Origin of the sequence: Novipirellula artificiosorum (genome assembly GCF_007860135.1) — a bacterium.
Classification (GTDB): domain Bacteria; phylum Planctomycetota; class Planctomycetia; order Pirellulales; family Pirellulaceae; genus Novipirellula_A; species Novipirellula_A artificiosorum.
In genome coordinates this window covers 15,277-32,958 of record NZ_SJPV01000001.1, presented here as the reverse complement: position 1 = coordinate 32,958, position 17,682 = coordinate 15,277, and the positions used below count along the sequence as shown (strand labels likewise).

The following is a 17,682-nucleotide window of genomic DNA, read 5'->3' as shown; positions in this document are numbered from 1 at the left end:
CGTGTTGAGTTAGGCCGGCAGCTTGAGGCGTTCGGCCGTAGGATGATGAAGGATGGAAAATCAAGTTGTCAGGGTTTAAAGGTCCAATAAATTGTCGTCAAGCAACGATGCCAATGCGGCGTCCACGCTCGAACTATCCGCAGTCGGCCCCGTTTCATTGTTCGCGGAAACCACCGCGTCGGCCACCGCTTCAAGCGAGGCGTTGCCGATTTCGAAGCCCGCCCCGAGAATCGCATCACGAGGATCGGTCACGTTTTCCGCTACCGATTGTACCGTTTCCTCCTCGACCGCAATCGCATTTCGAACCGGCAAGTTGGCTTGCGAGATCGAAGCATACGAAACGGTGGAGGCGGATCCGGCGGTCAAATTGACCGCTTCGGTGGTGGCCCATTCGCCTTGGCCCGACGGGGTGCTTGGCAAGGCTTCCAACGCGTTGATCACCAAAAGTGCATCGTAGGCCGAAACCATTCCGTCACCGCTAACGTCGACAAAGTCAGGCGGTGGCGTGCCAATCGCACTGACCGACAGCGAGGATTGACCACTCATTTGCGGGCTGCTGAGCAAGTTGATCACTCGCAGCGCGTCAATTGCGGTGATTCGGCCGTCGGCGTTGACATCCGACGCTAAATCATCGATCGGGTTTTGATAACGCGATTGATTGAGCGTAAACGTCACCGTTGCGGTGTTGCTGCGGCTCGTGGTGGCGTCGACCACGCTGTAGGTGTAACTCACCTGGGACCCGACACTACCCGACGTCGCCTTGTAAACGAACGTACCGTCGGGATTGACCGTAAAGTTAGAATCGGCCGGGGTGACCGAACTGACATCGACCGTGATCGCGTCCCCATCGGCATCCCGATCATTTCGCAACAGCCCGCTGGCGGGATTCAAAATTTGCAGCGTCGCTCCGACCGGTACGTTGTAGGCATCGTCGGCAGCAATCGGTGCGTCCGCAACCGCAGTGATCGTCAACTCGAAGTTGTCGCTGATGCGGAAGTCACCATCGGTCGCGGCGATTTCGAGATCGACTTTGCCCGATTGATCCGGCTTGACATGGATCCGCATTTCGTTGCCCTCAAAGGCAATCGATTCGATCAAATCACTGGCCGCGATCTGAGCCGCCGTTGGGTTCAAAATGCCGCCAAGCGAAGTGACCGAATAGGTTAAGGGTTCGCCATCGGGATCCGCAAAGACGGTGGTCAGATCGCTGACGACGTCGACGTCCTCCGCGGTGGTCAACGGATCGAGCGTGCCGACGATTCGCGGTGGGTCCGATGTGTCAACGACGTTAACGTCGATCGATTCGACCGTGGCAACGCCGTTGGCGTCGGTCGCCGTGATGTTCAAGGTCGCCATTCCGTACGCATACGGTGGCAAGTCCAGAACCAAGGTGTCCCCCACCACGCTGGCTGCTACGATCGATGTGTTCGTCGACGTTGCCGCATAGGTCATGTCGTCGTTTTCAGGATCTTCGAACCAAGTCGACAAATCGTACTGGATCTTCTTCGGATCGGCCTTGGCCTCTTCGAATTCAAGCGAGTCTTCATTTGGATCGCCGTTGATACCGATAAAGATCGGCCCATCGTTTTCACCACCGACGTTGACAATCACTGTCGCCGAGGAAGTTAAACCCGCATCGTCTTGAACGGTGTAGCTGAATTGGTCCACACCGCTGAACTCAGCGGGTGGGTTGTAAAGCAAGTTACCGTTGCTCAGACGTACGGTTCCACCACGGAAGGTGTTTTGTGGGAACACACTGGTCACAAGTCCAATCGTTTGACCGGCGGCCACTTCGTCCGCAGGGCCTGGGGCATCATTGTCGAGAACGCCGGTTCCTGCCACGTTGCTGACGGGAATCGACAACTCCGTGTCTTCCTCGCCGACATAGCTGTCGTTGATCAAACGCGGCGCGTCGTTGACGGAAAGGAACGAGAACGAAACCGTTCCCATCTTGGCCGCCGTTTGCGGCGACTGGCCGGTACCCGGTACATCCGCAACGGAATAGGTGAAGGTATCGGCAACGGTGCCGTTGTAATCGGCCGGTGGGGTATAAACCAACCGCACGCCGTTGTCGATGATCGAGATCGTCCCACCCAGCGACGACAGGAACGGTCCGCGAATGCTGCCAGCCGATTGGATGATCATCGGTTGGCTCGATTCATTCGCCGGACCTGGCGAATAGAACGGAGTGATCAGCACGTCGCGGTCGAGCGTCGTTACAGCGTCTTCGTTGATCGTTTGCGAAATGATCACGTCGGCCGTGTTCGCAACTGGCGGATCATTGATCGGGTTGAGCGTGATCGTTGCCGTGATCGTTCGTGAACTGATCAGCTCGCCATCGGTGACGCGTGCCGTGAAGATCGCATTGCCGCTGAAATCGGCAACTGGATTGAACGAGAACGTTCCGTCACTGTTGAGTGTCAGCGTGCCAGCGGTAACGCCCTCGGCGGTCACCAAAGTTCTTGTGCCGACATCGTCTGCATAAATTAAGGGAACATCGTTATCCGGATCGGTGATGTCCGTCAACAAGCCGTTGTCATTTGTAATGCTCGGCGTCAACGTGCCATTGACGTCCAGCACTTGAAGCGTTTGATCTTCAGAGCCGACGAATTGACGATTCGCCTGAGTGGACGAAACCGTTGGGGGCAGCCCCGGCAGCAGTCGGAGGGCATAATCTTCGACCTCGCCGCTCAATGCCATCCCGGTTGGGGTGAGCCCGCCGGTGTTCGAAACGCGGAACCGAGCGTACGTCATCGCGGGGTCAAGCACGTTCCAAGGATTCTCGGGATATTTGACAAAGAACGTCTTTTCGACGGGCCCAGCGGCTGCGTCAAATCGTTCGCTGAACAGGATCTGATCACCAGGGTCATCAAAATCACCATCGGCACCAAAGTCGATCCATCCATCGACGAACCCGCCACCCGAAACCGTCACGGTCACCGGATAGCGAAGTTCCTGGGCGACCGAACCGTCGGGTTGGGTGACCGACACGACGGTGCCGACGCCCGAATTCAAGATCCCCTCGGGGTTGTTGTCACTCACAAAGCTCACGCCATCTTCGTCATTGCCGCTGACCGTGACCGTGGATCCTTCGACGGTGACCATTGCGGGACGAAGTGGGCTTTCGGCAATCGCTCTTCCAATCGCCGCTGCAACCATCGCTGGCGTATCGGTTACCGAAGATTTGATTTCGTAGTGATCCTCGTCAAACCGGCCGTTGATGTCAAATTCCAAGGTTGCCGTCGAGTAACCCGTATTGATGACAATGGTGTCACCATCACGCGTGCCCGGTGAGACACCTGCAGCGACCTCAATCGTCGCAACACCATCGGCCATGGTGACATTGAACAAGGTGCCGGTGCTGGTCACGACCAAGGCGGCATTGTCACCATCGGCCAAATTGCTTGGTCGGCCATCGGAATCGACATCGACCGAGGTGCCCAACATCACACCGCCGCCGACAACGTGACGTGGTCCGTCGTGGTTGAGTGTCGTTGGATACCGTCCAGCAACTCCACCGATCGGGTCGGCTGCGTCGCCATAATCCATCCCGACCGACGGCATCAGAATCGTGAACTGGCTCGATTCATCCTGACGGTTCGCTTCAAGCGGGTTACCGTCAACATCTTTGACTCCTGGCAAGTAGTACGTCGAGATCGGACCATTGAAGTCGGACGCGTTCTCGACAAAGAAGGTCGATCCACCACGGTCCACCGCGTGCAAATCGGTGAAGGCAGCAACCGAATCGCTGTTGATCGCCGTGATCAACGCACGCTTGACATCCTCGTCACTCGACGAAGGCGTGATGAAGATCGGCTGAGCACCTCCTGGAACGCCCAGGACGTTCAACGTGGGTGCTTGGCTTGAATCGATCACGGTACCGGGAACATCGTCGATGTTGACGACGCCCGTGGCGACGCCTGCCGCGTCCACCGCGGCGGATGCCGAGATTTGCAAGTTGCCTTTGTTGTTGTTGATCGCTGCCGCCAAGCTGACCGCGATGTCACCGGTCGAACTGGTCGGTGAGAAGGGGATGGCCACGTTGCCGGCTTGAACACCGCCACCGTTGCTGATCGATTCAAACTCAAACGAAACCGATTCATTGCCTTGGCGAATGGTCAAGATTTCACCGTCCGCAACAATGCCGCGGCGTGTGGAAATCTGCGGCACACCTGGAACATCATCGGTCGGATCGATCGGATCGCCGGGGATGCCAGTCAACACGACACGGCTTTCGCTGATGCGGCCGAGCGACACCCGCCCGCTGCCGGTGTTGGAGGAGACGATGTTCGCCGTTGAGGCGTTGATCGCGGTGACCAGCGTGTCGGCCAACACATCAACGGTGTCGAAGGTATTGAAGGTGACGGGAGTCGCTCCGGCGACGGATTGGGCCGTGCCGGAAACATTGAATTCGAAGACGACGTCGTTGCCGAGATCATCTTTCAAAATCAGCACGCTGCCGTCGGTGAATCCACCACCGCCAACCAACGGCAATTGCAGTAGCAGCGGACCGAACACTTCGATGCGAGAGGAACCCGCAACACTCGGTTCTCCGGTGACTTCCAGTGCAACGCCGGTTGTGTTCAATCCCAATCCGGCCATGCCGCCGATCGACACCAATCCGCTTTCGTCGACCGAGACCGCGTTCTTATTCAAACCCGCAATCGTGCCAATCTGATCCGAGGTGATGGTGTTCGCGATCGCTTGGCCAAGTTCAAGGGCGGTGGTCAAACGCGTGATGTTGATGGCGGTGTGACCCGTTGTGACACCATCGTCTTTTGTCCCGCCGAGCACGTCATCCGGCTCGTCGGTGCGATTGATCTCGACCACCACAGGGGCGGAACCATCGTTGGGTGTCAGTGTCAATAAATCGCCATCGGCTGGCGTTCGGCTCAATCCGACCAAACTTAATTGACCGGTCGGCACAATCGCCGAACCTTCGACCGGTAAATTCAAGTAAACCGTGTTGCCATAAAGCAGCGGATCGAGCCGCATGCGATTGGCGATCGATTGTTGGATCAACAGTGCCAACTGCGATGCCGTGGGATTCCCCGAGATCGAAATGGCTTGGTTGGTGGGGTCATTCAATCCACCCGCGTTGTCAAATTCAAACGTGACCGTTTCGGTCCCATCATTGATCGTGAAGGAGTCGCCATCGACGACGCCACCAAATCCAGCACCCGCCGCCGGGACCCGCAGGGCGAGCGTGCGGATGTCTTGAACCAAACCGCTGCCGCGCGTGTTCACCGTTGCGCCGGTTTCCGCGCCCACGATCACCGTGTAGCCATCCAACCGCGTGTCGACATCAAGTTTGCCAGCGGCCACTTGCGAATCGATCGCGTTTTGGGTGTTTTGTGCAATCGTGGTCAGGAACGCATCAAGCTCATCGGGTTCCACCGGTGTCGGCCCTGCGGGGATCAAAATCTGAACGCTGCCAGGCAACTTTGCATCGCCGGGCAAATTGAACTCAAACACATTCGTGGGGTTCTTGCCATCGCTGAGTTGGAAGATCGCACCATCGCGGATCCCACCTTCGTTGGTTCCCTCGAAGGGGACCGTCAACGAAATCGTTTCAGGTACCGCTAATTGGTAGCCGGTTTCGAATTCGAACACGATGTTGCCACCGTTGGCATCGGTGATCGTGATCTGATCACCGTCGGAAACCTGACTCGCACTCGGAGCGATCAGCACCGACCGATCCAAGCCATTGACGGCGATTCGGTAAGATCGATCGTTCTTCCAGATCCCCGCAAGCGGTGTCAGCACGATGATGTTCTTGTTCGGATCGTAATGGAATGTGTAATCGATCCGCTCTTGGAGCAACTTGTCGTTTTCGAAAACGGTGATGTTGGAACCATTCATCCGAGGGCCAGGGCCTTCGGGAACGACCACGCTGTTGTCATCGATGCCGTGACCCAAGAATGGGTCCGATTTGTCGCCGTTGTCGCGAAGTTGAATACGGAATTCTTTGTAGACTTCGTCTTCGAACGTTACAAACGCGGTGGCGCCATCGGCATCGATCACCAAAGCGTCATTGTCGCGAGGCACTTCGAGAATCGCGACAGGACCCACAAAGTCTGCCAACTCGACAGCTCCGCGATCCTTAAAGATGGTTTCGCCGACCGCATGCGCCGGAGCATACAGCGGATGGTCCGCTCGCAGCACACCGTACGCATCACGTGCCGGTGCAACGACATTGCTCTGCGAAATACCGACCGATTCTTTCACATCGACAAAGGTCGGACGGTCGGTGATCGCGTTGACGGCGCTATCGATCACAGCGGCACCGGGCGCGGGCAAGAAATTGCCAGCGGTCGGATTCACAAACAGGGCGTCATTGTTGCCAAGCGTTTGGTTGAAGTCATCGGTTCCACCATTGACGTTGCTCGGACTCGGCGTGATCCCGATATTGCCAAACGGAGATGACATCTGGAGACGGAAGACGTTGTTCGCTGTTTCAATATGCTGGAACGTGTTGCCGGTCACAATCGTCGCGCCGGGTTTCGGATGCTGATCCGCAGCACCGGAGCTAAAGCCACCGGTCTTGGTGATCTCGTTGACCACGCCTTGGTGCAAGTTCGAGAAGACGTTGTTGAGCACCGTGCCGCTGCTGCCACCGGTGAGAAGCACACCCGTCTCGGGCAGCAGTTGGTCAATATTGAGTCCAGCCGCGGGGTCGAGCCGCAGACCGGCCGCTGCCGCTTCCGGGCTAATGGTGATTTCCGCCGCTCGTTCGACAAGCACGTACAGCTCCGAGACGCCGTCACCACGTGACGACGATCCAGCAACGGGGCTCGAATTGACTTGGGCGTTGGTGCGGTTATGGCCAAAGACCGTGTTGTTGTCTGCCCCACCCAAGAAGAACTGCAAACCACCGTTGTAGCCATCTTGCCCACCCAGGGCACGCGCTGTCACTCGAGCGATGGGGCCCGTTACATCATCGGGTCCATTGCCGAATTCATGGTTTGGAAGGGGTGGGTTCGGTAGTCCTTGGTTGTCCGCGAAGTTCACCCCGCTGATCGCGTCGGCGATCGCCGTGGCGATGTCGGGAACACGGTACTGTTCCCCGTCGCGAAGCGGGATGTTCACGTTGCCATTGACTCTCAAACCACCGGCTGCATTCGTAAACTCGAAGGTTTGCACGTTGGTCGGGTTGTTCGCCGTTTCCAAACGATCTGGGATCTGCGTGATGGTGAACGTGGTTCCAATCAAGGCCGCCGCATCAAAACCCTCTCGATTGTTGATATTGTCGATGGTCAGCACAAACGAACGCGGTGCATAGGCCTTGATCGCGATGTTGTATTCACCGCTGCCGCCCGTACCATCCACCCGGTCCGCCACTGTTAGCGCATCGTAATCTTCATGGCCTGCCGACGAAACAGCAACGTAGTAGGTGCCTTCGGTCCGAGCGGTGAAGTCCAAGAACGGATCGGCAGCATTGGCAACGATTCGGTTACCATTCGCATCAAGCACAAAGTTTCCGGTAGCCGGATCGATCAGGAATTCGGGTGTCGTCGCGGCAAGTTCGAGATAGTCCGGCGCCGTCGCGGAATCGACAAACGCAATCTCGATGCCCCGTGAATCGAACAATCGAAGCACGGTATCCGGCCCGCCCGTGATGTCGTTATCGACATCTTCCACCAACGAGTCGATGTCCACGGTTAAACGATCACCGGCGCCCAAGAAGACGCGATACATATCGACATCGGCCGCGGCCGTGACCGCCGAGTTATCACCGATTTGAGCCGCCGTGACAAACGCGCCGGTGTGGGCGTTCCCCACATAGGTTTCCACCGCTTGCAGGAGCACATCATTGGGTTCGGCGGTCGCCGATCCCGGGAATCGTGACTGCGTCCCGTCTTCGCCGTAGACCGTGTTGTTGACGATTTTACTTACCGGTTGCGGTGCCTCGTGAACGGCTGCCAACCCCGTTTGGCCGATGAACGGATTCAATCCGACGTTGGCAAACAAGGAGGAGAACAGAATGTTCGTCGCACCTTCGACATAGACGGACGTGCTGGTGTTACCGAAAAGGTTACCAAAGAAATTATCGTTGGATCCCTGCAACGAGGTTGCCAAGGTTGCTTTGACCAGCGGGTCCAGCCCGTTGGTGACCAAAATGCTGCTATTGATTGCATCGTAAATGGCCAGCATCGTTTCGTAACGCGTACTGGCGTCTCCGCCACCGTTGTAGGTGTTGGCGACCGTACGACGGTAATAGATGGGAACATGTCCATCGACCCAGCCGTTGCCACCTTGGACGCCGCTGCCACCAGCGGCCACGGGCGCGCCAGCCAATTCCTCGAACTCGAAGACGACGCGCGTATCGGCAGCGTCAATGATCATCGTCAAACCGTCCGCGATCAAATCGCCAAACAGTACGGCGTTGAGGTCGTAGGTTGACGAATCGATCACGTAAGGTCGCATTTGACCTTCGACCTTGATCCCAGCAAATCCAGCTTGGTCGACAATGTTGTTGCGGACCACGATCCCTGGCATCTGACCGCCAATCACGTCGTCATTGAGCGTTGGGAAGTTGCGCACCGCACCGGGGTAGGCGTTTCCAATCGGAGCCGGATCAAGCCCGTTGAACCGAGTGAACAGGTTCTCTGGATTGAGAACCGGGTTATCGCTGGTGAAGAAGAAGTTGTTTTGGAGATCCTCCGGATCGAACCCGCGGACGCCCGCTTCGCTATAGATCCCGATTGCCCGAGCGTGAGAAATGATATTGTGCTCGACAACGACTTGGCTCTGATAGCGTTCATAGTTTTCGTCGCCAATGCCCTGGCTATAGACCACCGGCAATTGGAACGGCTCGCCGGTGGGGACCAAGGGCATTCCCGAATCGGGCAAGTCCGCGGGGTCGTCGAGGGCGAGGAAATCGCCAATCACATTTCCGGTCAGGCTGACCTTGACGTCGTCGTAGCCGCCCGTGGCCGATCCAGATGAATCCGACGCTTGAATCTTCAGCGTACTTTGGACGGTCTGCGAGTTGATCGCACTTCGAATGGCATCCGCGACTTGGGATTGAGAACTCGTCGCGGTGTAGGCAATCCGTACATTCCCCGGTGTTACCGACGCGTCCAAATCAAACTCAAGCGTCACTTGCTTGATGCCATCACTCAAGACAAAGGTATCGCCATCGGTGATTTGATCCGCATGGGGTGCGACAATCGTCACCGATTCGGTCTGACGAACATTGGTGTCAAACGTCGTGTCGAGCGTGAGACCGCCGAAACGAGAGGAAGTTGCGTAGGAGGTCCCTGGACGAACTTCCAATTGGTATTCACCCGTGGGTTGGCCCGCTCCCGTAGCGCCAATGATGCCAACGGAACCGACGGGGGCACCGGTGATCATTTCACCCCGTTCCGCGAAACCGACGATGAAGTCGTCCAAGAACAGGCCTTCGCCGGTTCCCGTGCCGGTGGTGTATTCGAACTCGATCACCACCCCCGTGTGGCCCGCGAAATCCGACAGCGAAGCGACGCCCTGGTTCCAGGCATTGCCGACGATCGTTGAGTTGATCGCAGCGTCGTCGAGGATCTCTCCGGCCGGGTTTTCGTTGCTTCGTGCACGAATCTCAACCGAGTCTCCAGCACCCGGATCGTAGAAGTAGCTGAAGTAGAACTTCGGTTGATCACTCGGTCCGTAACCTGATAGATCGAACGCGGCGCTTTCCAAGGTTCCGCCAGCGGCGCTACGGTCGAAACGGATCGATTCGTTGCTGGGATCGCCACCATCGTTGGGATGGTTTTCAACGGAGACATGTAACGTGTAGGTTCCCGTCGCAGGACGTTGGTCGACCGCCAAGTCAAAGGAGAGCGTTGCAGGATCGTACGTCGTCGCTTCGGGTGAGACCGCGACATAGTAAGTCCCTGCCGCCAATGCGTCTTGTTCGATGAACGGGTCTTCCGTGAAGAAACTGGTCACGTTGCCAAAAACAAATTGGGGGAAGCTACCCAGTTGGCCGTCAAGCACCTCCGAAAAGAAACTCGTTACCCCCACTTGATTGAACGCTGCATCAAACAATTGCATCTTCAAATCGACGCCACTCGCGTTGAGGGTGTCATCGAAATCAGGGAAGTCTGCTGGCAAATTGTCTGGATCAAAGAAGGTCGGAATGGCTCCGTTGTCGATATCCAAAATCACCCGCGAATTGTCTTGGGAGACGTCGAATCGATAGATGTCTACGATTTCATTGACGGTCGTGCCAAAAACACTCGTATGAGGGATCGCTTGGGACGTATTGGTTGAGGGGTTAAACGTCCCAAAGTTCTCGTCGCCGATATTGGCGTCGTTCGCCAAACTCCACTCGGGATCGCCTGCCGACAAATCCTGAGCGGTTAAGAACGCGTTGTTGAATTCAATCTCAGCTTGATTGCTCGGTGGGAACAGGGCACTGGTCCGAGATCCATTAAAGGTCTCGTTGATCCCGTGCCCGGGATCGGTCGCTCGAACCGTCGTCACGGACCAACCTGGATTTAGCGTCGTCTGGTCAATGAATGCACCTTCGCGCGGGGGCAAGGCGGTGCTGCCACCGATTGAGCTGACATGGTCTTCGAAAATTCGTAGGACCGATTCGAGGGGTTCGCGACGCGTGGTTGGATTCCGCAGTGCGTCGGCGATGGCACCGTCGTTAACGACCGCGACATAGTAGGATCCACCCGAGAGCGAAATCGGACCAATGAACGCATCGCCTTCTGCCACCGAACCGCGCGAAAGCAAATCGTCCGGCATGCTTGTGAGTGGACTGGATTGATCGTCCAAGATGCTGCTGTCGTCACCCGTCAGCACCAACGTGGGTTGGATAGGTCCGTCCTCGCCATCGGGATCGTAGTAGACATAGAGCGTCGTGTCGGGTCGGTTGAAACCGTCGGCATAATCAATGTCAAATACGGTCGTCGTCTGCGAATCAAGTCCGCTCAGTCGATCCACATCAATTTGATAAAAGTCCACATCGCCAGCGCTCGACAAAGCACCACCGACACTAAAGACCTTGTTCTCGCTGTTGAGCAAGTTGCCAAGATATTGAGCGCGGTTTCCTGGGACCGTGATGCTCGTCGTCAACGAATCGTTGCTGGAAATTGCATCACTAACGCCTTCGTTTTCTTGAGCTTCACCCAGAAGCGGCGATGAACTCGGCAAGCCTCGCGTGTGGATGCCGTGGTTGGCATAACGGATATCCGCATAACGGACGACGCTGCCCGCAAATTCTTGTTCTTCCTGCAATCGCAATTGGAACCGATACCCGCCACTGGTCAAACCACAATTGGCTTCATCGGGATTGTGCGAATTGCTGCGGATGCGAATGAAATAGGGGCTACGAGCCGTCGAATCGGCCGTACTGCCTGGCAAGGCAAAATGGATCCCCGCATCTCGCGGATTGGTCGAACCGAAGTCCTCGTAAAGACCACCGGCACCCAATTGGGTGAACGCATCCGGTCCCGTTTGCAACGAGGTCGTGGTCTGCGCTAACGCCGAATCGAGGACCAAGACATCGGAGTTGCCGCTGATTTCATCAAAGCTGTTGTCACTTCGAGCGAGCACGCGCCCGGTTTCATCCAGCACTTCAATCACGGTATCCAGTGTGTACGTTGTGCGATCGACGTCGACCCAAATCTCGGTTCCCGGAGTTCCAATGAAGCTATAGGTATCAATGTCATCGCGACCACCGATGTAGCCTTCGACCTCAAAACCTAGTCGTCGCACATCGTCGCTGGCGTAAGGCCCCGAGGCCAAATCGCCGAGATGTTGAGCCGTTTCCAGGTCGCCATTGAGCCCGGGTGCCAATTCGGTCGACAATTCGAGTTCCAAAACAGCACTGACGTTGCGGTCGTTGCTGAATTGGTCCATGAACACGCTGCGCCAATCGTTTTCCTCGGGGCGAGAACGAATGCCGTCACCATTGGTATCGGTGAAGGGAGCCCCGTTGGGCTGAAGTCCCGCACCGGCGGTGTCGTCAAGGAAACTGGTCAATACCACGGGATGCCCCGGTTGACCGAGGATGTGGATCGATCCGCCAATCCGGTCGGAAATGTCGGACAACGACCCTGTCGCCGTCAATCCGGTGCCTTGGTAGGGGTTGTGAGGTGATGCTTCACCAAGCATTTTGACGACCAAACTCTCGTCCAAGCGGCTCATCAACCGCAGCCCGCCTGAGGAATGGAAGTTTTCGACCGTGACCGAGTCGAACAGCACGTGAACGATATCGGTATCATCCCAAACCGATTCGGTGGTCAACGTCCCGCCACGGATTTCCATGCCGCTGATTTGACGCAAGCTGGCGTTGTCTTCGGTTGCGTTGTCTTCGTAGCGGTTGAAACGGACCATCGGCCCGTAGTTGTCATCGAGTACGGCCAAACGCTCGTTTTCGCCCGTTTGACGGCCGGCATCGATGAGTCGATCCGCCGTAAGCGATTCGCTATCGATATCGATGATCGATCCACGGTTGTCGATAAAGTCATTGCCGACGATGATCGGTTGAGCTCCGCGAACGAAGATCGTCGACGGGGTAACGCCGAGCAAGCCGAATCGTCCAACTGGGCCTGCCCCATCTTGGCCGTCCTCGTTGGCTTCAAATCGCGAATGGGTGATTCGACCATTGGCTTGGTGCAGTTCCAGAGCCGCGAAGCCGCGTGTTTGCCCGCCCGTCAACAAGGTCACGCCACCGCCATGTGCCACTGTGGCGTAGTCCAAGCTGATGGTCGAAGTGGGACTGCCGTACAATCCGCCCCAATCACCGTAGGTATGATCCGCGCCACCGCCAGCGGAGTCCGCGTCATTATTGGAGTCAAAGGTTCCGCCGGCACCATAACGATCATCAAACACGCTGGTGAAAATAATCGGATGGCTCTCGGTTCCTTCGGCGAGCAATTGAGCACCGAAGCCGACTTCGATTCGTGATCCGCGCAACTTGACGACGGTGCCGGGGTCCACGGTGAGTGAGGCGTCGAGACGTCCGCGACGACCTTCATGGTTCGTATCGAGCACGCCATCGGTTTTGGTCCCACGGTCGATGAAGCGAGAGCCTGTCCCGTTCAAATCCGTGACGAGGAAGAACGGCCCGCCAGCGGTTTCTTGGCGGTAGAGACGTCGCGTTCGGTATGCGGAACCATCTTGCACTTGCGGCAATCCGGTCAAATTGATCGAGGACCCATCTTCGCTGACGTCGAAGGTAAAGGAGGAGGTGCTCGCCAAGGACTCAAAGCCGTCTGCATCGACAAAGGTCATCACGTAGTTGTAGCTGCCAAGGTCGAGCGAGCCACCGGTCAATTGACCTGCGTTGACCAAGCTCATGTCGGGTGAAAAACCATCTTCAAGCGAGCCGCCCGGTGTGCCTTGAATGATGATATTCTCGGCGATGTAATGGACGATATCGGTATCGTCAAAATGCCCCGCAACGGTCAATGCTTTCGGCGATTCCGTCGGCGTGGTCACGACCCTCACGAACAGCCCATTGATGCTGTTGTCGTACAGTTGGTTGTGATGAATATCGGGACCGACCCGGTCATAGTCAGGCGTGAACACGCCGCTGGCTTGATACCGAGGGGCTTGGTAGTTGGATTCGGCGAAGCTATTCGGCAAGGCGCTGATCGCAGCGTCTGCACTGTTGCTGATTTCGGTGAACGAGATCGCTGGACGAAGGTCGTAGATATCGATCGGGTTGGCGAGTTGTTGGACCGAATCAATCAACAAATCTCGCGTCCCACCGTAGCGGATCTCGGCGTGGTTGATCGAGTTCAGGAAGATCGCCTCGTCTTCGAGGTGCTTTCGCCCTTCGAATTGGTCGATGTCTCGGCGCAATCGGATCCCGCCCCAATCGCCCTTATCCGCAGCGGGAGTGTCGCCGGCTGCATTCGAATCAACGGCGCGATCAAAGAAGCTTGTGAAGATCACGCTGCCGTCATCGTACCCACCTTGCCCAACGTTTTCTTGAGCCAATAAGGTTGGGGTTGGGCGGCCAGCCGGGACAACGTCCGAGGTCTCGCTCAGTTCCACCAAACGAGGCGTTCCGAGTACCTGCAGCGATCCATTGCTACGATCGACTTGGACGGTGCTGCTGCCAACGCCGATGTAGGACGATCGCAACTTAAACGCTGCTCCGGCGTCGATCATGGTCGTGACCCCCTTGGGTACTTCCATCGCTGGACCATCGGCGTACATTCCGCCACCCACATCGGGGATACCGATCTGGTAACTGTAATTATCGGCTTCCGTGGACAGGTCGCGATCCACACCACCGTTTCCGATAATTCGGACGATGTCGCCTGGCAAGGCAACATCAAACGCATTGGGAACATTGGGATTGGCAATGTTGTTGAACGGCTTGTCCAAGCTGCCGTCGGCGCGGACTTCCGCCGTTTTGTCGACAAAAATATTGCGGCCGAACACCTCGATCCCGCTCGAGTTCGCAGAGAGCGTCAAACTCGGATTCCCCGTCAACACCAACAAGGTTCCGTTTGCGGTCGCGATGACACCGGTCTCATCGGCGGCCTGATTGATGGCCGTTTGTAGCGAGGCGACCAAGGTACTTGCCGGCGTTGGAAAACCCGCGGTGCCCGTATTAAAGAACACCGGCGTGTTCCCGGCTTTGGCTGCGCCGCCAAAGGGAACAAATTCGTAGGTCCGGGTCTCTCGTAGATCCTGCGCGCTGGTGATCTGAACCGTCTGACCTGCTGTCACCGCATCCCCGTTTCCGATGAATTCGAGCGTGCGATCCAATGGCCGCGTTTGGAACCAGAAATTGTGGTTGCCGCCGGCGATTCCGTCACCGTCGCCGTCAAGTATCGATCCCGGCACGCCTTCGCGTTCGCTGTCCAAATCACGAATCACATCTCGTTCGTCGACTTGAGGTTCGAATTTGACGTTCAGTTCATATTCGCCTTGGCTCAGCCCGCCATAGCCGCTTTCGGAAATCGTTGGGTCGTAGTGATCGTTGCCACTTGCCGCGACACCGATGTAATAGATCCCTTCGCCTAGCGAATAGGAAATCCGCGAATCTTCGCTGAAGTAGTCGTCGTTGCGAGTGAGTTGATAGAGCCCACCGCCCTTCAATTCGAGCGGCGAGAAGTTCAGGATGTTCTCCGAAACATCGGTCGCGCCATCGCCGCCAACCAGCGTCGCACGCAGGATCGAACTGGCAAACGCGTCGCCATTGATCGCGTCAATGATCGCTTGAGCCGAGACCGATCCAGCGCGTGGCAAGTCGAGTTCAACGGCATTGGGAAGCTCGTTGCCAGCCGCATCGAGCATTCGGTTCACCTTCACGGCGGTGTCGCCAGCCGCACGATCCGATTGCACGAAGTGGATCTTTTCGCAATTGCTGAGCCGACCATCCAGCAGCGAATCGAACCGGACGTTCAGCGTCCCGTCGATACCGAAGTTGGTGGATAAGGAAGCCTTGACTTCCTGGAACAGCGTCAAGGTCGTGTCGAGCATGCTCGAATCGGCCAGTCGCTCGGCAAAGGTTTCGGCCGTCAACGTCCCGACTTTATCGGCGTCGTTGAAATCGACTTCGAATCGATACAAGTCCACGTCGATGCTGTCGGGTCGATGGACGTATTGGCCATGCAACACATCAAAGCTGCCTGGGAACACCGGTTCCAAGTCACCGAGTGAGTCGATGCTGGCATTCAAGTAGCCGCTATTCAGACTCATCAGGGTTTGAGCCGGTAAATCCGGCGTCGTTTCAAGTCCAAGAATCAACCCGATGCCGGCAGCTGCTTTGCGCAAGAAATCTTCACCATAGGCCGTGCTATAGTTGGCGTCATTGCTGAAGACCATGGCGGGCTGATCAAACGTCGGATCAATCCGCAGCCGCGCACTGAGAACGGTTTGGGAAACAAGCGTCGTGCCAGACTTGAACTGCAAATTCGCCGGATTGCCGAAGGCAAAGGTGATCCCTTCGTCCACGGTTTCGCGGAACTGGACGCCGATCTTTGCGGCCCAAAGTTCGAGCGCCTCGCGAACACGCGTCTTTTGCCGCTCGGTGATTTGATTCAAGAACGACGCACCGGCGTTGTTCGTATCGAAGATATCGTTGAAGTTGTACGAGATCTCGGTGATGCCATCTTGCACGTCGGGGCCGAAAGCATCATTGATGTGCTGCTGCAGCGATCCGGCGATTTCGTCGAATTCAGGATGCCCGGGGTCATCGTTGCCACCGGGCAATTCAATCGCGTAGGGCTGAGCCTCGATGGATTCGGAGTACACCAAGCTGGTCAGCCCGGGATCCAACCCGAACGTGCCCACGTCGAACGCGGTTCCCAAGGTGTCGCCCGCAGCCGCCGAGTTTAAGTCGGTTCGCGTTGGCTGGATGATCAAGTCGATTCGATCATCGACCGCCGACCCCACTCGCAATCGCCATGTGCCGCCTTTTGTGGGGACACCAGGCAAATCATTGAGATCATCCGCGAAGAATAACCGCGCCGTATGCGTGGCCGGGTCATAAACGACCTTTTCGGGATGGTACAACAAATCGTCGGTTGTTCGCGCCGTCTCTTGTGTGAACAACAATTGATAGAAACGTGGGTTCTCGGCCGAGCGATCGGTCGGTTGTCCCGTGTCGTCGTTCTCGACAAACAGCTCGTCTTCGTTGAAGTAGACGACAATCTCATTGCGGTTTTGTTCGAGCGAGCCATCGGCTTTTCGGATGACCGGCTGCGGAACCACCGCTTCCACCAACGCGCCAAGACGCAAATCGAAGTTGACCACTTCGGAACGCTGGCCAGCTGTCCGTGGTTGTAGCAATTCGCCGTCGATGTTGCGAATTCCCGTCACTCCCAAACCGGCATCGTCGTACCCAAACACTTCGATGCGATAGTTGTCATCCGGCAACGATTCGGCAAATCGAACCACCACTTCGTTTTGGTTCGGGTCGCCCAACGTGACCAAACCCGGAGTGATGCGAACGTCATCGGCGGTGTTGAATACGTCGTCTTGCCCGCTGCGAGTGATGCGGATGCCGTCGAGCGTGTTGGCGTCGATCTGTTGATCCTGATCGAACCGGAACGTCAACACACGGGGTGCGCTTTCACGGACCGAACCGTCAACGATCAGGTCGCCCTCGTTCGGCTGGATACCGATCAATTGCGGCCCAGCCAACAATTGACGAGCTTCGAGGGTTTCGAGCAGATGCTGACGACGCACCTTCTTGCGTGACGACTTCGACCCGGTTTCGGATCGACGACGAGGGGTGCGAGAGGATGAAGTTGACGACGTCGACGTTGTGAATCGCTTACGCGAGGTCATAGACCGAACCTTCCAAAGGATACCGCGGGACAAGATTCCGTCTTGCAACGCAGCAGTGAGGAGGATGTGAGTTGGGGACGTGCCGTCTCGAAACAGAACTCGCTCGATCGGGCATTTTGGGTAAAAACGGACAAGCTGAACTTCGCGACCACCACACGTGTAAAGGGAGCACGAAATACATTCGCCGAGTATAGTTGCGGAACAACCACCTTCAAACGATTGAATTCAGCCATGCTTCGGGTCACTTTCCCAAACGGGTAATCCAGAATGGTCGTAGCGACAATGCGGGCAAATCTTGCCTTCAAAAACCCACTGCACCCCCCAGGTGGTTGCCTCACGAAGGCCCTAACGTCCGCACGGTCGCGCTGAAGCGTTGGATGAGCGGCGAAGCCGAAAGTTCCCTTGCATAGCAGCAAAAGGGCTAGCGCAGGG

Annotated in this window: 1 protein-coding gene; it reads right to left on the bottom strand. The window is 56.7% G+C overall.

The window, feature by feature from the left end; translation table 11 throughout:
- Window positions 1-75 precede the first annotated feature (75 nt).
- Window positions 76-17,148, bottom strand: coding sequence for a tandem-95 repeat protein (locus Poly41_RS00050; protein ID WP_231615288.1), 17,073 nt, complete (start codon window positions 17,146-17,148; stop codon window positions 76-78).
- Window positions 17,149-17,682 lie beyond the last annotated feature (534 nt).